The organism is Sphingorhabdus sp. (assembly GCF_050921905.1).
Taxonomy (GTDB): domain Bacteria; phylum Pseudomonadota; class Alphaproteobacteria; order Sphingomonadales; family Sphingomonadaceae; genus Sphingorhabdus_B.
In genome coordinates this window covers 1,019,351-1,037,044 of sequence record NZ_CP050888.1, presented here as the reverse complement: position 1 = coordinate 1,037,044, position 17,694 = coordinate 1,019,351, and the positions used below count along the sequence as shown (strand labels likewise).

Annotated in this window: 15 protein-coding genes and 2 pseudogenes; 10 read left to right on the top strand and 7 right to left on the bottom strand. The window is 57.1% G+C overall.

Annotated elements, in window-relative coordinates:
• Positions 1 to 12: 12 nt before the first annotated feature.
• Genes guaB through HEQ18_RS04995 form a run of 3 tightly spaced genes read left to right on the top strand, consistent with a single transcriptional unit; the run spans position 13 to position 3,221 of the window.
• Entirely contained in the window at positions 13 to 1,473 is a 1,461-nt protein-coding gene (guaB, locus tag HEQ18_RS05005; RefSeq protein ID WP_397605096.1) for an IMP dehydrogenase, read from the top strand.
• A gap of 3 nt (positions 1,474 to 1,476) precedes the next feature.
• Positions 1,477 to 2,658 carry an RsmB/NOP family class I SAM-dependent RNA methyltransferase gene (locus tag HEQ18_RS05000; RefSeq protein WP_432815742.1) on the top strand — a complete coding sequence of 394 codons (1,182 nt, stop codon included), beginning with the start codon at positions 1,477 to 1,479 and terminating at the stop codon, positions 2,656 to 2,658.
• Between the two features lie 35 nt (positions 2,659 to 2,693).
• On the top strand, positions 2,694 to 3,221 hold the full coding sequence (locus HEQ18_RS04995; RefSeq protein WP_432815741.1) for a tetratricopeptide repeat protein: 528 nt from the start codon (positions 2,694 to 2,696) through the stop codon (positions 3,219 to 3,221).
• Positions 3,222 to 3,225: 4 nt separating this feature from the next.
• Here HEQ18_RS04995 and HEQ18_RS04990 read toward each other — a convergent pair whose 3' ends face one another.
• Complete coding sequence (locus HEQ18_RS04990) at positions 3,226 to 3,711, bottom strand: RNA pyrophosphohydrolase (RefSeq protein WP_397605093.1); 486 nt, start codon at positions 3,709 to 3,711, stop codon at positions 3,226 to 3,228.
• Positions 3,708 to 4,667: an alpha/beta hydrolase gene (locus HEQ18_RS04985; protein ID WP_397605092.1), complete on the bottom strand. Its 960-nt coding sequence runs from the start codon at positions 4,665 to 4,667 to the stop codon at positions 3,708 to 3,710. The genes HEQ18_RS04990 and HEQ18_RS04985 overlap by 4 nt, the downstream gene beginning before the upstream one ends.
• 224 nt (positions 4,668 to 4,891) lie before the next feature.
• Between HEQ18_RS04985 and HEQ18_RS04980 the strand changes: the two genes are divergently transcribed.
• Both HEQ18_RS04980 and HEQ18_RS04975 read left to right on the top strand, forming a co-directional pair.
• Complete coding sequence (locus HEQ18_RS04980; RefSeq protein WP_432815740.1) at positions 4,892 to 5,851, top strand: metal-dependent hydrolase; 960 nt, start codon at positions 4,892 to 4,894, stop codon at positions 5,849 to 5,851.
• Entirely contained in the window at positions 5,848 to 7,245 is a 1,398-nt protein-coding gene (locus HEQ18_RS04975; RefSeq protein WP_432815739.1) for a cryptochrome/photolyase family protein, read from the top strand. Before HEQ18_RS04980 ends, HEQ18_RS04975 begins: the two co-directional genes overlap by 4 nt.
• Positions 7,246 to 7,388: 143 nt before the next feature.
• Here the strand turns inward: HEQ18_RS04975 and HEQ18_RS04970 are convergent, their stop codons facing one another.
• Together HEQ18_RS04970 and purF are read right to left on the bottom strand one after the other, a co-directional pair.
• Positions 7,389 to 8,099: an SDR family NAD(P)-dependent oxidoreductase gene (locus HEQ18_RS04970; RefSeq protein WP_432815738.1), complete on the bottom strand. Its 711-nt coding sequence runs from the start codon at positions 8,097 to 8,099 to the stop codon at positions 7,389 to 7,391.
• Between the two features lie 2 nt (positions 8,100 to 8,101).
• A complete protein-coding gene (gene purF, locus HEQ18_RS04965; protein WP_397605088.1) occupies positions 8,102 to 9,559 on the bottom strand; it encodes an amidophosphoribosyltransferase in 1,458 nt (485 codons plus the stop codon).
• Positions 9,560 to 9,687: 128 nt separating this feature from the next.
• Between purF and hisI the strand changes: the two genes are divergently transcribed.
• Positions 9,688 to 10,047: a phosphoribosyl-AMP cyclohydrolase gene (gene hisI, locus HEQ18_RS04960; RefSeq protein ID WP_432815737.1), complete on the top strand. Its 360-nt coding sequence runs from the start codon at positions 9,688 to 9,690 to the stop codon at positions 10,045 to 10,047.
• 355 nt (positions 10,048 to 10,402) lie between these two features.
• Positions 10,403 to 10,749, top strand: a pseudogene (locus tag HEQ18_RS04955) (transposase); the annotation flags it as partial.
• A gap of 134 nt (positions 10,750 to 10,883) precedes the next feature.
• Here the strand turns inward: HEQ18_RS04955 and HEQ18_RS04950 are convergent.
• Positions 10,884 to 11,960 (bottom strand): IS5 family transposase, encoded by a 1,077-nt coding sequence (locus HEQ18_RS04950; protein ID WP_432814106.1) that lies wholly within the window; start codon positions 11,958 to 11,960, stop codon positions 10,884 to 10,886.
• 65 nt (positions 11,961 to 12,025) lie between these two features.
• Here HEQ18_RS04950 and HEQ18_RS04945 point away from each other — a divergent pair.
• The 3 genes and pseudogenes from HEQ18_RS04945 to HEQ18_RS04935 form a co-directional block, all read left to right on the top strand.
• Positions 12,026 to 12,226, top strand: a pseudogene (locus HEQ18_RS04945) (IS630 family transposase); the annotation flags it as partial.
• 149 nt (positions 12,227 to 12,375) lie between these two features.
• On the top strand, positions 12,376 to 14,463 hold the full coding sequence (locus tag HEQ18_RS04940) for a TonB-dependent receptor (RefSeq protein WP_432815736.1): 2,088 nt from the start codon (positions 12,376 to 12,378) through the stop codon (positions 14,461 to 14,463).
• On the top strand, positions 14,463 to 15,215 hold the full coding sequence (locus tag HEQ18_RS04935; RefSeq protein WP_432815735.1) for a phosphatase PAP2 family protein: 753 nt from the start codon (positions 14,463 to 14,465) through the stop codon (positions 15,213 to 15,215). Before HEQ18_RS04940 ends, HEQ18_RS04935 begins: the two co-directional genes overlap by 1 nt.
• Before the next feature lie 246 nt (positions 15,216 to 15,461).
• Here the strand turns inward: HEQ18_RS04935 and HEQ18_RS04930 are convergent, their stop codons facing one another.
• Both HEQ18_RS04930 and HEQ18_RS04925 read right to left on the bottom strand, forming a co-directional pair.
• Positions 15,462 to 16,679: a dihydroorotase gene (locus HEQ18_RS04930; protein WP_432815734.1), complete on the bottom strand. Its 1,218-nt coding sequence runs from the start codon at positions 16,677 to 16,679 to the stop codon at positions 15,462 to 15,464.
• Positions 16,676 to 17,671, bottom strand: a complete 996-nt coding sequence (locus tag HEQ18_RS04925) for an aspartate carbamoyltransferase catalytic subunit (protein ID WP_432815733.1) — start codon at positions 17,669 to 17,671, stop codon at positions 16,676 to 16,678. The genes HEQ18_RS04930 and HEQ18_RS04925 overlap by 4 nt, the downstream gene beginning before the upstream one ends.
• Positions 17,672 to 17,694 lie beyond the last annotated feature (23 nt).

Here is a 17,694-nt window from a genome sequence, read left to right as displayed (position 1 = left end):
AGCGGTGGCCCCATGAAAGAAATTCCCCTCGGTCTGACATTTGACGACGTGCTGTTGCAGCCGGGTGCGTCGGACATTCTGCCCAGCCAAGCGGACACGCGCACGCGGCTGACCAAAAGCATCGCATTGAATATTCCCGTTTTGTCGTCGGCGATGGACACCGTGACCGAAGCGCGCATGGCCATTGTCATGGCGCAGCTTGGCGGCATTGGTGTCTTGCACCGCAATCTCAGCATCGAAGAGCAATGCGCCGCGGTGCGTCAGGTGAAGCGTTTTGAAAGCGGCATGGTCGTCAACCCAATCACCATCGCGCCGGATGCAACCTTGGCCGAGGCCCAGGCGTTGATGCTCGCAAATGCCATTTCCGGCATTCCAGTGGTCGAGGCGAGTGGCAAGCTTGCGGGGATATTGACCAACCGCGATGTGCGCTTTGCCGAAAATCCCTCGCAGCCTGTGTCCGAGCTGATGACGCACGAAAATTTGGCGACGGTGTCGGCGTCCGTCACACAAGAAGAAGCGAGGCGTTTGCTGCATCAGCGGCGGATTGAAAAGCTGTTGGTTGTCGACGATGCCTATCATTGCATTGGGCTGATTACGGTCAAGGATATCGAAAAAGCAGTTTTATACCCCAATGCCACCAAGGATAGCTCCGGACGCTTGCGCGTTGCGGCAGCGACCACCGTGGGTGAAAAGGGCTTGGCTTATACAAAAGCGCTCATTGACGCGGAATGCGACCTGATCGTTGTGGACACCGCGCATGGCCATAGCGCGATGGTTGCCGCTGCCGTTGCCGAAATCAAGCGCATGGTGCCAGAGGTTCAAATTGTGGCCGGCAATGTCGCAACCGCCGCCGCCACCCGCGCGTTGATTGATGCGGGCGCAGATGGCATCAAAGTCGGAATTGGCCCCGGGTCGATCTGCACCACCCGCGTGGTTGCGGGCGTTGGCGTGCCGCAATTGACGGCGATTATGGAAGCGGCAGCAGAAGCTGCAAAATCCGGGATTCCGGTGATAGCCGACGGCGGTTTGCGGACATCGGGTGACGTTGCCAAGGCGCTTGCGGCTGGTGCATCATCGGTGATGGTCGGATCATTGCTGGCGGGCACCGAAGAGGCACCGGGCGAGACATTCCTGTATCAAGGCCGCACCTATAAAAGCTATCGCGGCATGGGCAGCGTCGGGGCGATGGCGCGCGGATCTGCCGACCGCTATTTTCAACAAGATATCAAGGATCAGCTTAAGCTGGTCCCCGAAGGCATTGAAGGGCAGGTGCCTTTCAAAGGGCCTGCACGCGACGTCATTCATCAGCTTGTGGGCGGCGTGAAGGCTGCCATGGGTTATACAGGTTCGCGCACTATCGCCGACCTTCAGGAACGCGCGCAGTTTGTGCGCATCACCAATGCCGGATTACGGGAAAGCCATGTTCATGACGTTACCATCACACGCGAAGCACCCAATTACCCGACGCGTTAAGGCATGAGGCCCGCTGCGCGCCTGCAATCGGCCATTGAGCTGGTTGACCACATCATCCTTGCTGCCCGCGATGGCGGAGCATCCGCAGATCAGATTGCCAAACGCTTTTTTGCCGAGCGCCGCTATGCAGGATCAAAGGACCGCCGCGCGGTGCGTGATTTGGCGTGGGGTGTTATCCGGCGTTTTGGGAAGCGACCGGCAACCGCGCGTTCGGCCTTCGCCGCGATGGCGGATGTGGATCCGGAATTGGCCGCTTTATTCGACGGCAGCGATTATGGCCCAGCGGCCATTGACCCGGCGGAGGCCCGGTCGACGGGGGGCGCTTTGCCCAAATGGATAAAGCCTTTATTCTCCGGACATGTCGATGAAACGGAGCAGGCATCCTTGCTGGACCGCGCGCCGATGGACCTGCGCGTCAATGCGTTAAAGGCCCGCCGGGACGAAGTTGCCGCGTTGCTGCCGGAGGCGGAGATATTGCCAGCGCTCGACTTTGCGCTGCGCTTGCCTGGCGGGACTGCGATCGACAGCCATGTTGCGGTTGAAAATGGCCAGGTTGAAATTCAGGATTTGGGTAGCCAGCTCATCGTCGAGGCCTGTCAGGCCAAGGGGCTTGGCACTGTGCTTGACCTGTGCGCTGGTGCGGGCGGCAAGACGCTTGCCTTGGCCGCTGCGATGCGCAACGCTGGACGCTTAATTGCCACCGACACTAATCGGAACCGGCTTGACCAGCTAAAACCGCGCGCAGCACGGGCAGGGGCGACAAATATCGAAACACGGTTGCTGAACCCAAATAAAGAGAAGGACATGCTGTCTGACCTTAAGGGCGGCTGCGACCTTGTGCTGATCGACGCACCTTGCTCTGGCAGTGGGACGTGGCGGCGGAACCCCGAAACGCGCTGGCGTTTGGACGCTGCTCGGTTGAAGCGTGTGGTCGATGAACAGGCCAAGCTGTTAGACATTGGTTCGGAAATGGTCGCGCGTGGCGGGCATTTGGTATATGCGGTATGCTCGCTCATCGAAAATGAGGGCAAGGGACAAGTGGCAGCGTTTTTGAAATCGCATAATGGCTGGCGCGCGGTGCAAACCGGCGTTTCTATGGGCCGTGCCGATGGCGATGGTGTGCTGCTGACGCCTTTACATGATAATAGCGATGGATTTTTCTTCGCGAGGCTCCAAAAGCTGTGATAGCGTCGCGGGGCAAAAATATTTGGATACTGATTATGCGTTTTTCTCCTGCGGCCATTGCCCTGTCACTTACGTTCGCCATTATGTCGAGCGCCAGCATTAGCGGGCGGGCGGACGATGATGTTGATGCGCGCTCAATCGCTTTGGTGAAAACCGGCGACGAAGAAGCCAGCGCTGGCCGCGTCGATAGCGCAATTGGCTGGTATGAAACCGCGCTCGCGGTCGACCCGAGCAACCGCGCCGCTTATGTTGCCATGGCGCGCGCCGTAAAGTCCCAAGGGTTGAACGGAAAGGCCATCGGTCTCTACAAAGAGGCGCTTGAGATTGACCCTAACGACCAGATAGCTTTAGCCGAGCAAGCCGATGCCTTTATTGCAAAAGGCGCGCTTGAGCAGGCACGCAAGAATATGGCCCGTCTGACCAATGTGTGCCGCGCCGATTGCGCCTCCGTCGCCCGGCTTTCGTTCGCCATTGACGCCGCGTCACGCAAAGAACAGGCGCAAGCCAGTGCGGTTGACCTAAAGGCGACATTGGGCGCAACGCCAGAGCCTAAGGCGAATTGATCGGCTAAATCAGGTCGGCAAATTCAGAGAGAATATTTTCATACAGCCGCTTTTTGAACGGCACGATAAGCTGCGGCAATCGGGGGGCGTCCACCCATTGCCAACTACTAAACTCCTGATGCTCGGTTTCAATGTTGATATCGGTATCACTGCCCTTGAACCGCATGAGAAACCATATTTGCCGCTGCCCGCGATATTGGCCCTTCCATATCTGCCCAATCATATCGTCGGGTAGATCGTAGAAATGCTCTTCCTTGCTGCTGGCGAGAATGTCCACGAGGTCAGCGCGGATGCCGGTTTCTTCGAACAATTCACGTAAAGCAGCGGTCTCTGCCTCTTCGCCGTCATCAATTCCACCCTGCGGCATCTGCCATGCGTCGGTGCCTTCGGGTCTGTCCATGCGCTGCCCCACGAATATCTTGCCTTGCATATTGGCAAGCATGATTCCGGCGCAGGGGCGGTAAGGCAGTTCGTCCAATGGAGCGGTCATACAGATGGCATCACTTCGGCGAGCATATTTTTGAGAGCCTTAATATAGCCTTCGACATCGGCCTGAACCGACGGAATGGCTTGGCGAATGTTGATATGGCCGTGGATATTGCCATCGGCACTGATATGTTGAACATGAACGCCTGCGTGTTTCAGCTTTTCCACATAGGCAAGGCCCTGATCACGCAAAGGGTCTAGGCTGGCGGTGGTCACCAGGCTTGGCGGCATGCCTTCCTGTGGGAAGTTAAGTGGTTCCGAGCGATAGTCACCCGGCACCGCTGCATGGCCTTGGCCGAAATAGGTCATGGCTTCTTCGGTCAGCAAATATCCATTGGAAAATTCGCGCATGCTTGGCCAATCGGGGTCAAGTGTGACGACAGGGTAAATGGGAAACTGCAATAGCACTGGAACGGCCGCGGGCTTGTCGCGCAGTGCCATGCTGGTCACAATGGTCAGGTTGCCGCCCGCGCTATCGCCCGATGTGATGAGACCGGTTACCTGCAGGCCCAATTCCGCCGGGCTAGACGCGATCCACCGCGTTGCGGCTTCGCAATCTTCCGCAGGTGCGGGGAAGGGATATTCCGGCGATAGGCGATAATCGATGGAGATAACCGGCAGGTCGAGCAATCGCGCGACTTCGGCGCAATAGGGCTCATATGTATACAGGCTGCCGATCACAAAGCCGCCGCCATGGTAAAACACCATAACAGGGCCAGGGCCACGATCGGCGCGGCTGTCATAAACCCGTGCCGGGATCGTTCCTGCTGGGCCGGGAATATCTATATCGCGCATGACGGCAAGTTCACCCACTGGCGCATCGGCAACATCCCGCATGGCAGTCGTTATCGCGCGGGCTTCATCTGCGGAAACTTCCCAAAATTTAGGGCCGGGAACGGCATTCAAAAATTGCAGGAACAAGGCCACATCAGGGCGGACAAAGGGCGTGGTTTCAGTCATTTGTATCTCCATGTTCAAAGGCTCATAGGTCGGCCGGCGAGGCAGGTCCAGCATATTGGGTCGTGCGGCGATTTGGTTCGCACAAAGACACGAAGCGGCAGACATTACCGGCTGTTTGAACCCGGACTCCCCGTTGCACGTTCTCCGTCACTTTGCATGAACAAATTCCGCATAGCGATAACGCCGTATTGCCATTCCGGCCCTAATCCGTCAGCAGTTGCTTCATGGATAATCTCACACACAGCCTCGTCGGCGCGCTCATTGGGCAGACGGGTTTGAAACGAAAAACTGGCCTTGCGATGCCCACGCTGATTATCGCGGCGAACATCCCGGATATTGACGCCGTGGCGACTTTGCTTGGCGGGCAACAGCATCTCGCGCTACGGCGCGGGCTAACGCATGGGCCGATTGCGATGTTGGTCTTGCCATTGTTGCTGTGGGGCATCATGCTTGCGTTTGACCGCTGGCAGACACAGCGCGGAAAGCGTCCGGAAAAACGGTTGCCAGTGCATAAAGGCTGGTTGCTGGCGCTCGCCTATATTGGATGCCTCAGCCATCCGTTGTTCGATTGGTTCAACAGCTATGGCATTCGGTTGCTTGAGCCCTTTTCAAGCCAGTGGTTCTACGGCGACACGTTGTTCATTATTGATATCTGGCTTTGGGCTGCGCTGATCGCCGGTGTCTGGATTTCGCAACGTCGTGAACTTCATGGTAAAAACTGGCGCATGCCGGCGTTGGTGAGCTTCACGGCCATCTGCGCCTATATTCTGGCTAATGGCCTGATAACCGACCGCGCGGAGCAATTGACGGCGGAGGCGGTGCGGCAAAAACATGATCTTGTTCCCGCTTTGGTGGTCGCAAACCCGGTTCCGGTGCAATTCTGGAAACGGGAAATGCTTTGGCGCGACGACAGATATTATGGGCAGGGCAGCTACAGCGCGTTCGATGATGTACGCCTCGATGATAGCGCCCGCCCGCATTATATGGGCGTGGAGGATAAGAGGGCGTTTGCAGCAAATGTCGTTGAGCAGTCACCGTTGCTGTTCTGGTCCCGCATGCCCGTTGCGCAGATTGTTGGTGAGGGCGATAAAAAGACGCTGAAAGTGTCCGACCAACGCTTTGTCGACCCGATGGTTGGTGACCGGTTTTCTGTGTTCTTTCCGATCGGAGATGAGGGCAAATGACTGCACCCGTGATTCTCTGGTTCCGCCGTGATTTACGCCTGTCGGATCAGCCCGCATTGGCGGCTGCGGTGGCGAGCGGTGCGCCGATCATTCCGCTCTACATTCTGGATGACGACACGCCAAAACATCGCAAAATGGGGTCAGCGTCACGCTGGTGGCTGCACCATAGCCTGAAGGCGCTGGATCAGGATTTGCAGAAATTGGGTTCAAGGTTGATCCTGCGGGCGGGCAAATCTGACGAGATTTTGGCCGCATTGGCCGCTGAGACCAATGCGTCGGCCATTCATTGCATCCGTCACTACGAACCTTGGTGGCGTAACGCCGAAAAAGCGGCAGCGCACGGATTGCATGAAGGCTGTTCTCTCATCTGCCATGATGGTAATTATTTGCTGCCAGCAGGGGCCGTGACGACGGGCAGCGGCGGGCAGTATAAAATCTACACGCCCTTCATGCGCGCCTTGTGGCAGCGTATGCCGCCACCAGCGCCATTGGCACCACCCACGCATGTCGCTGCGCCAGAGAATTGGCCAGCGAGCGATGATATCGTTGCATGGAACTTGCTACCAACTAAGCCCGATTGGTCGAGCGACATGGTGCGCATGTGGACGCCCGGTGCGGCGGGCGCAAAAGATCGGGTCGAGGCGTTTGTTGATAAGGCCCGATTTTACGATGAAAAACGCAACCTGCCGTCTGTAGAAGGTTCATCCTTTCTGTCGGCGCATTTGCACTTTGGCGAGATTTCGGCCGCTGCGTGCTGGCATGCAACCATGCAGGCGGGTGGTTCGGTGGATGTATTCCTGAAAGAACTGGTCTGGCGGGATTATGCGCAAAATGTCATTGTGCAGATGCCGGAATATGGCGCAAAAAATGCGCGCGATTCCTTCGATAAGCTCCCTTGGCGCGACCTGTCCGATCCGGCGGTGAAGGCGGACTTTGTTGCTTGGACCAAGGGGCGGACGGGCTATCCCATCGTTGATGCCGGAATGCGGCAATTATGGGCGACGGGGTGGATGCACAACCGCGTGCGCATGATTGCGGCATCGTTCCTGGTCAAACATCTGCTGATTGACTGGCGCGAAGGCGAGAAGTGGTTTTGGGATACTTTGGTCGATGCCGATTATGGCAGCAATGCCGTCAATTGGCAGTGGACCGCTGGCACGGGTGTCGACAGCAACATGTTCGTGCGCATCATGGCGCCATTGTCGCAATCGGAGAAATTCGATGCCGCACGTTACATCCGCAATTGGGTTCCCGAACTTGCGGCGTTGCAGGAGCCTTATATCCACGACCCAGATGAATATGGCGCGCGCCCGAAAAGCTATCCACGCAAGATCATTGGTCACAAAGCCGCGCGTGAACGGGCTTTGGCGGCTTTCGCTGTAACGAAAGATTAATCGACCAACAACGCTTGTCATTCCCGCGAAGGCGGAAATCCATGACCGAAGCGGTTCGCGAAAACGGCACCCTTGGTCTAAATTGTATCATCAGCCCATGGATTGCCGCTTTCGCGGGAATGACAAATTTTGGTTCGGTAACGCTATCCCTCAACCACCAACCTGTGCCCGGTCGCGAACTCGGTCTTGAGCATTTGCACGATTGCATCGGCCACAATCGATGGCTCTTTGACCGTTGACGGGTCCTCACCGGGATAGGCCGAAGCGCGCATTTTGGTGCGCGTGCGGCCGGGGTCGACGATAACAGTGCGCACTTGCGAGAGGTTCTTGACCTCTTCGCCATAGCTATCGACCAGATTTTCCAACGCTGCCTTTGATGCGCCATATGCACCCCAAAACGCGCGTGGGCTTGCGCCAACGGAGGATGTGAGCGCTAATAATCGGCCTGCGTCACTTTTGCGCAACAAGGCATCAAATGATGCGATCATCACTTGCTGTGCCGTTACATTCAATGTGAACAATCGCGCAAATTCTGCCCCGTCAATCGCGGGCACCGGGCTTAATGTCCCAAGCATTGCGGCGTTCAAGACAAGGATATCGAGCTTGCCCCAACGCTCCGTCACCGCGACAGCGAGCCGCGCTATACTGTCGCCATCGGTTAAATCGAGCGGGGCGATGGTCGCGCTGCCGCCTGCGTCAAAAATGGCGTCTTCGACAGCCTCAAGGTCTTTTGCCGTCCGCGCGGTCAAAATCACATGTGCGCCTTGCGCCGCCAGTGCCGTCGCCGTTGCCGCGCCAATCCCGCGACTTGCACCGGTTACCAGCGCAATCTTGCCTGCAAATGCGTTCGTCATGGTTATGCCAGTTTTTGGCCGCCAAGCATCATGAGGTCACTTGCCTCATGCTCTTCATGGTCGGTCAGGGTGGTGGGATAATCGCCTGTAAAGCATGCGTCGCAATATTGCGGCCTGTCCGCGTGGCGCGAATCTTCGCCCAGCGCGCGATAGAGGCCGTCAATGGACAGGAAGGCAAGGCTGTCAGCCTGAATAAACTGTCGCATTTCTTCGACATCCATGCGGCTGGCGAGCAGCTTGGAGCGTTCGGGCGTATCCACGCCGTAAAAGCAACTGTTCATAGTGGGCGGGCTTGCAATGCGCATATGCACTTCAGCGGCGCCTGCTTCGCGCATCATCTGCACGATTTTGAGCGAAGTTGTGCCACGGACGATGGAATCGTCGATAAGGACGATGCGTTTGCCTGCGACCAGGTTTCTGTTTGCATTATGCTTTAACTTCACCCCCAGATGGCGGACTCCGTCGCCGGGTTGAATGAAAGTGCGGCCGACATAATGCGAACGGATGATGCCAAGTTCAAACGGGATTTTGGCGGCTTCGGCATAACCGATGGCCGCTGGCGTGCCGCTATCTGGCACTGGAATGACATAATCGACATCGACGCCATTTTCACGGGCAAGTTCCGCGCCAATCGCCTTGCGCACCGAATAGACGCTGATGCCTTCGACGATTGAGTCGGGTCGTGAGAAATAGACATGCTCAAAAATGCAGGGCCGTTGCGAAATGGGAATGAAGGGCTTGTGCGACTGGATATCCGTTCCACGCACCACAACCAATTCGCCGGGCTCGACCGACCGGATATATTCGGCACCCACAATATCAAGCGCAACAGTTTCTGATGCAAAGATGATGGTGTCGCCCAGCTTGCCCATGACCAATGGCCGAATGCCCAACGGGTCGCGGCAGGCAATCATGCCCTCTGTCGTCAGGCACAGGAGCGAATAGGCACCCTCAACGCGCTTCAACGCGTCAATCAACCGGTCGAGCAACGTCCGGTAGCCGGAGGTCGCGACCAGATGGATGATCACTTCGGTGTCGGACGTGGACTGGAAAATCGACCCGCGACGCACAAGGTCACGGCGCACGGTCATCGCGTTCGAAATATTGCCGTTGTGCGCAATAGCGAACCCGCCTGTGGCAAGATCGGCATATAAAGGCTGCACATTGCGCAGCGATGTTTCGCCAGTGGTTGCATAACGCACATGGCCAATGGCGCATCGTCCGACCAAGCCGCCAATGATTTCTTCACGGTCAAAATTGCCCGCGACATGGCCCATTGCGCGGTGCGTGTGGAAATCATGATCATCAAAGCTAGTGATGCCCGCGGCCTCTTGCCCGCGATGTTGGAGGGCGTGGAGTCCAAGCGCCACCATCGCAGAAGCGCCTTCCGTGTCGTAGACACCGAAAATCCCGCACTCCTCGCGAAGTTTGTCGTCATCAAAAGGGTCGGTGGTCAGCATATGTCGAATCCCGCTGCGCTTCGCTGCGTCGCCTATAGGCATGGCCGTTACAATTGTCTCCCCCTTGTTATATGATTATCAGAAAGAAAATGTTGGCGGGGCAAAGATGGTTGGGTTACGCAACCCGCATGACCGACGAACGAGAAAGCGGATGGGTGCTTGATCCCAAATATGACGCCAATGGATTGGTGACTGCCGTCATCACGGATGAAGCCGACGGCACCGTGCTGATGGTGGGGCATATGAATGCAGAGGCGCTTGCAAAAAGCATCGAAAGCCGCCGTGCCACATTTTTTTCCCGCAGCCGCCAGCGGCTGTGGCAAAAGGGCGAAAGCAGCGGCAATGTCTTGCATATCGTTGAAATGCGCATCGACTGCGATCAAGACGCAATATGGATCATCGCACGGCCGCAAGGTCCGACCTGCCATACCGGCGCAAGAAGCTGTTTTTATCGCAAGGTGACCGATGGCGGGTTGGAACCCATTTGAAAGCGTCTGCTTTTTTCTGTGCAGCCATTTGTTGTCTGTTAATGGCTTGCCGAGACGGATTGCCATTTTTGCTGGGGGGCAGCGACAATGCTGGCACGGCTCTGGATGCAAAGGCCATAGAAGCAGGCATTCTGCCTGATTCAAAGAACAGTGGCCTTGCCGGGCGATACGAAACGCATCCTGACAATTATCTCGCACTCATCAAACTCGCCTCAATCCGAACATGGATGAAATTTATGAGTCGGTGACCAAGTCATCTGAAACTGAAGTAGATATCACTGTATATACTCTTTTCAGACATGCAGGATCATTCATGATGGTCGGTAGACAAGCGGATTTATTGTATTGAGCGACATGGACCGGACTTTTCTCGAAGCGCAGGTCCGAGACATTCAAATCATCAACCGATCCATTTTTCGTCGACAAGGTCCAGGACATTGTAGGTCTCTACATGTCGCCACCGGTGCCGTGATTGGCAAATGCTAAAAACGTCACCGGGCAACCGAATCCCTCGACTTTCTCAAGCGGATCGACGCGAAGATGCCCGATGGGCCGGATGTTCATCTCGTGATGGACAACTATGCCACCCACAAGACACCGAAAGTAAAGGCCTGGCTGGCGCGCCGCCCGCATTGGTATGTTCACTTCACCCCAACATCGGCCTCTTGGATCAATCAGGTCGAACGATGGTTTGCAGAGCTGGGCACCTCCATTAACCGTTGATTTTGGTCAAGCGGCCTCGATATGCGCGTTGCAGGCACCTGATCGGTGCATTTCGGGCTGAGATTGGCTCTATTGCCGCTGTTTTGGCCCCTATTTCTGGATTTTGGACACAATTATCCTGTCGCCGCTCGTCGTTCGTGGAACAGCAGGCGCTGCATATTGTACGCAAGATTGGCGAGCATGATCTTCGTCTCGGCACGCTTGATGCCGATGGTGCGGATGAACAGTCCCATATGCGCCTTTTGCTGCGCAAAGACGTGCTCGACCCTTGCACGTATCTTCGACTTTGTTCGGTTGGCTGCACGAAGCGCTTCTGACCGTGGCTTGCCCTTTGGCTTCTTGCGGTGGATGCGGCTGACCCGGCCATGGGCTGCAAGCCACGCTTCATTGGTCTTGGACCGGTAAGCGGTGTCGCCCCACACATCAGATGCAGTGTTGTTTGTCGTGACCACTTCGCGCAGTTGTGATCCATCATGACGCGCGCCGTGCGTGACCACAGCCTTGCGGATGAACCCGAAGCGCTGATCGATAGCTATATGATTCTTGTAGCCAAAGCTTGGGATCGCAATGTCGATCTGCGGCTTGCCGTTCGCAGCCATGCGCGCTTTGGCAAACTTCACCGTCCAGCGCGCATCTGTGTCTTTCTGCGCAGCCTTGGCGGGTTGGTCGGGCCAGACTTCCTGTGCCGTCTTGCCCGTTTTGATTGCATCCTTCTCGTCTTGCGTATTGCGCTGCTTGGGGGCTGCAATCAGCGTTGCATCGACGATCTGGCCGCCCATTGCCAGATATCCATTGGTTCGCAGCCGGTGGTCAAAGGCGTCAAACAGCACCTGCAAGGTTCCGGCATCGGTCAACTTCTCCCGGAATAGCCGGATCGTGTTGGCATCAGGCGTTGGCGCTCCAAGATCAAAGCCCAGAAAACGCAGCCAGCTCAACCGATCACGGATCAGATACTCCATGCGGGCATCGGCCACATTGTTCTGCGCCGCCAGAATAAGGATCTTGAACATCGATACGCAGTCATAGGGCGGTCTGCCACCCTTCGAACCGTCCGAATAAGCCAGTGCATTGTCCAGGATCACACGAAAGCCTTCAAAATCAACTATCCGCCCCAGCGCCTCAAGCGGATCGCCATTGGCCGAAAGCCGCTTCAAATGATCCGATAAACCGAACAAACCCGCCTGCTTCATAATCGCCTCCCGATGGGGACCGTTGAATCAGATCACACGCTCAAATGCCAGAGGTTTTTGGAGGTGCCCAGCTGACGCGCAAGCAGTTGCAACGCGGTGTCCATCGGTCCACGGCGGAACTGGAAGCCGATATCTGCGCTTTCATCAAGGCACACAACGAAAATCCAACGCCATATAAATGGCTCAAATCCGCAGACGAAATCCTCGCCTCCGTCAAACGTTGCTGCCAAAAAACAATGAGCCGAACTTCGGATTCAGGTGACTAGTCGGTCGGTAGGGTGGAATGCGCGCCCGGTAATCGATTTCTAGCGTAAGGACTACAACTATGGGTGCACAGCAGCAAAAAAATCTTGACGTGTAATAATATATCATTACCATAACGCCCTAAATTTGCCACTTCAACTAAGGATAAGCCATGCAAACGTCTCAGCACCTCGGTATGAACGCGTTAGGCGTTGCCCTAACCATTGTGGCTTGCGCCTCACCCGCCATCGCCGCCGATGAACTATCAGATGAAGCAATCGTGGTGACGGCGACCATCGACAGCTATTCACCGCGGACCGCTGCCGCAACCCGCACTGGCACTCCGGCACTGGAGGCACCTTTCAGCTTCGACACGGTCGGCGCAGCGCTGCTTGCCGACCGTGGTCTGGTCAACTTGACCGACGCACTGCGGACAGTTTCTGGAACTAACCCGGTCGGTGGTATCGGCGGCTTTAACACACGGTTTCGTTTGCGCGGTTTTGTTGCTCAGACCAACTTGCGCAACGGCTATCGTCAGGGTGTCGCCTGGCCTACCAGCGAAGTGCAGAATATCGAACGCATCGAGGTGCTGAAGGGCCCCTCGTCGATGCTTTATGGTCGACTTGAGCCCGGCGGTGTGGTCAACATCGTAACAAAGCAACCGCTCGACCGTGATTTTGTAACCACTGGAATCATCGCCGACGACGATGGTCTGATCCGTGGGATTGCCGATATTAACCTGAACCTAGGCACCAAGGTTGCTGCGCGCATTAATGGGGTTTGGGAAAATGGCGAGAGCTTTCGTAACAATGTTGCCAACGAAACACGCTATATCGCGCCGGCAATTGCGTTCCAGCCCAGTGAACGGACCCGGATTGTGGTGGAAGGCGAATGGCTCGACCGAACCGGTGTCTTTGATCGCGGCATGCCAGCAGCGCCCGGTTTGCTTGGCCTAACTACTGGGCTCCCACCCGAACGCTTCTTGGGCGACCCAGTTGACCGTTTCAATAACAGCACGCGGACGATCACCGCACGGATGACGCACGAGTTCAGCGATGACGTGATGCTTCGGGTCGGCGGTGGATGGGGCCGCGGAGAATCGGATGGTGCCTATTTCTTTCCGGTCGGTGGCGGCGTCGGCGCGCCGCTGCTTACCCCAGGGGGCATTCTCAACCGACGAAACCAAATCACAATTGACCGCCAGGACGATGCAACCGCACAGGCCGATTTTATAATCAAGGCACATACCGGTGACGTCGCTCACACAGTGCTGTTGTCGATCGACTGGAGCCAGGATACCGGCACGTCGCTAATCAATCGCGCTGTGCTCAACGCACCGATCAATATCTTCACCCCGACAGGTGGAGCAATTTACAGCCGGACAACGGCGCGCATTGTCGACAGCAACACACGGAACGACGGAATGGGTGGGTTGGCGCAGTTGGAATCCGCGTGGACGCCATGGCTGCGCACGACTGCCGGGGTACGCGTCGAGCGCAGCCGCGGCCGCTTCACCGACAGCATAACCGGCATAACCGGCCAGGCCAAGGCAACAGCCGTAACGCCGCGCCTGGGGCTGACCGTGCTGCCGGGGAGTGGATTTGCACTGTTCGCTAATTGGGGTGGCAGTTTTAATCCCGAAACCAGCACGCGGCCGTTGGTTGATCGTGCCATTGCGTTGCCGTCGCGCGGCGAGCAGTTTGAAGTCGGAACCAAATGGGAGGCGTTGGAAGGCCTGCTGCGGGCTTCGGCAAGCGCCTTCCAGATTACCAAGACGAATGTGCGCGTTGCCGAACTGGCACCATCGCAATCGGACCGTCAGACTGGTGAACAGCGCAGCCAGGGCATCGAGATCGATCTGGCTCTTCAACCCGTCAAGGGCCTGACGTTCGAGGCGGCCTATACCTACACCGATGCCAAGGTCACAGTCGACCGCACGCTAACTGGCCGGCGGCTCAATCAAGTGCCCGATCATAGCGCAAGCTTCTGGGCGCGGGGAGATGTTACGCCCCGTCTGGGAATCGGGCTTGGCGCAACGATCGTCGGGGACCGCTTCATTGATCCTGCCAACAGCTTCCGCCTTGCCAGTTTTGCGCGGGGCGATGTCGCGATCTTTTGGCGGCCGATCAACCGGTTAATGATCCAGGCAAATTTTCTCAACGTCACCAACGAGCGATATTTTGAGAACGGTAACACCATTAACAACTTCTATCCGGGGCAACCCCGCACGCTTCGCGCCAGCGCTCTGGTAACATTTTGATGCGGGTTCTCCACCTCGGCATGGCTCTCGCCTGTGCAGCAATCGCGATTGCGGTCCCTGCTGGCGCTCAGAACAGCCGTCCGCAGCCTACACGCAGCACTGAGGCCATCACTAACTACATCGCGCCTGGCGACATTGCATTGGAGTCCGTGTTGCCGCCATGGCCACAGCCCGGAAGCTTGGCCGAGGCAGCCGATATAGAAACGATGCTTGCTGTTCAACGTCGGCGCTCGCCCGCCGATGCGGCTGATGCCCAGGCAGATTCGGTGACCATGATGCCGCAATGGACAGCGCAGTTACTCGGGGTCGGCGCCGATAAACTCCCCCTCACATTTGCGTTGATGCAGGCGCTGCATGACGACATGCGTGGCGTCAACCGCGCCGCTAATGCTGCACAGGGGTTTCGAACGCGCCCAGCTCTTTATGACGCTCGCATCCAACCATCGCTTGATCTCGTTGGCCATGGTAACGCGAGCTACCCCAGCGCGCGAGCGAGTTCCAGTGCCGTCTGGGCAGCGGTCATAGCCCAGCTTGTTCCTGAAAAAGCCGCTGCAGCTGCTGAAATGGCCGAGCGGATCGCGTGGCGACGAGTCGTAGGCGGGGCTCATTACCCATCCGATCTTGCAGGAAGCCAGCGGGTGGCAGCGTCAGTCGTTCAAGCACTTGAAAAAAAGCCACGCTTCGTTGCCGCGATAGGTCCTGTGTGCAGTGAGCTTAAAGCTGCTCAGGTGACTGCTGTCTGCCGCGAGTAACGCCGCCCTGGCACTATTTTGGCAGAAGTCCGAGCGTCTCGACCAGCATTTGTGGGTAAAAGCCACCTCATCCAGCTTGGGGCTTTTTTCTTCGGCAGCCGGCGCGCAAGCGGCGTGGAAGAGATATGCGACGCGATATGGAGCATTGCGCGGGTTCAAATCGCAAGGCGGCGCGTGTTTCGTTGTTCCAATCACAGGAACACAGTCTGTGCGGTTGGCACAAGGCGGATTTAAGTGGTCCTGACCCTAAATAAGCTTGCCGCCTTTTAACATCTGCCGAACGCGGCCCTGAACGGGTAAGCGGTCGAAGGGTGTGTTGCCTGCCAACGCAGCCATGCGGTCACCATCGACCTGCCACGGCGCATCAGGGTCGATCAAGATCAAGTCAGCCTCTTGTCCTTCAACAATTTGGCCTGCGTTTAACCCTAATATCTTTGCCGGGTTCGACGCGAGCAATTCAAACATGCGGCCGGTTGAGATCACATTATCGCGCACGAGGTTGAGCGCCAGCGCCAGCAATGTTTCTGCCCCCGCCATGCCAGGCGCGCTTTCGGAAAAAGGCAGCCGCTTGTCTTCTGGCCCGCGCGGGTCGTGGCCCGATGCGATGACGTCAATCGTGCCATCGGCAATTGCGGCGATGCACGCCAGCCGGTCGCTTTCGGAGCGCAACGGCGGTGACAGCCGGGCAAAGGTTCGGAAATCCGAAATGGCGTTGTCCGACAGGAACAGATGCGCTGGCGTGATTCCGCAGGTAACGCGCAGGCCTTTCGCCTTTGCCGTACGGATCAGGTCAAGGCCGCGTGCGGTGGTGACTTGCCGGAAATGCACATGCGCGCCGCTTTCTTCCGCCAACATAAGGTCGCGGGCGATAGCGAGTGTTTCGGCAACGATTGGCGCGCTTGAAAGGCCAAGCAAAGTGGCCGTTTCGCCCGCCGTTGCTACGGCATGGCCGGTTACCCCTGAATCCTCATTATGCAGGATGACGGGAAGGTCTAAGGCTGCGCAATAATGCATGATGCGGAGCATGACGCCACTGTCGGATATCCATTTGCGGCCAGTCGCCACACCCACAGCGCCAGCCTCTTTCATCAACGCAATTTCGGCCATACGAAGCCCGTCAAGGCCTTGGGTCGCGGCGGCAAGAGGGTGAACCCACAAATCGGGCTTACCCTTTAATGCGGCAAAGCGGACGGTCGCTGGATCGTCATGCACAGGCGACTGATCGGGCATCAATGCCGCGCGGGTTATCCCGCCAAATCTGAATGCAGGTTTATCGGTTTTGAAAACACCCAAATCAATTATGCCCGGCGCAACGATCAACCCGCTGGCGTCGATATGTTCGGCCATCGGGGCTGCCTTGCCGACCGAGGCAATTTTGCCGTCCTTTATATGCAGATGCAATGGCGCTGCCTTATCCGCGCCGGGTAGGATGATATGGCCTTGAATGATGTTCATGCCAGTCATGCCCACCCCTCCTGACAACGCGCCTTGCGGGTCAATATGTCGAGGCAAGCCATCCGCACCGCAACGCCCATTTCGACCTGCTCGGTAATGGCCGATCGCTCGACATGATCAGCGACGCTGCTGGCAATTTCCACGCCCCGGTTCATGGGGCCGGGATGCATGACAAGCGCGTCCGGTTTGGCCAAGGCCAGCCGCCGTTCGTCGAGGCCATAAAGATGGAAATATTCACGCGGCGACGGGATGAAATCACCCTGCATCCGTTCGCTTTGCAGACGCAGCATCATAATGACATCGGCCCCATTCAATGCGGCATCGAAATTGCTAAACGGAACGGCGCCAAAGCCCTCAATTCCGCTTGGCATGAGGGCAGGGGGGGCAACCACGCGTACGTTTGCGCCCAGCGATTTGAGGCAAAACAGGTTTGACCGGGCAACACGGCTGTGCAGAACGTCGCCGCAAATGACGACAGTTTGACCTTCGACCTTGCCCTTGCGGCGCATGATCGTGAGCGCGTCGAGCAAGGCTTGAGTTGGGTGTTCGTGGCTGCCGTCACCGGCGTTCAGCACGGGACAGTCGACTTTGCTGGAGATGAGCTGCACGGCGCCCGAACTGCCATGGCGAATCACAATGGCGTCCGCGCGCATGGCGTTAAGCGTCATTGCCGTGTCGATAAGCGTTTCGCCCTTTTTCACGCTCGACTGCGCCGCGTGCATATTCACGACGTCCGCGCCGAGCCGCTTTCCGGCGATTTCGAACGATAATAAGGTGCGCGTTGAATTTTCGAAAAAGGCGTTAATGATTGTCAGGCCGGAAAGCGTGTCAGCATGTTTTGCTGCGCCAGCGCGGTTTAGCGCAACCCATTGCTCCGCCTCTTTGAGGATGTAGAGAATTTCCCACGTCTGAAGTCCGGCGATACCAAGCAAATGCTTGTGCGGAAAGGCATCCGACCCGCTTGGAAAGCCGTCGGCGGCGAAGGGTTTTGTCCATGTCATTAAAGCGATGCCCTTAATGGGAA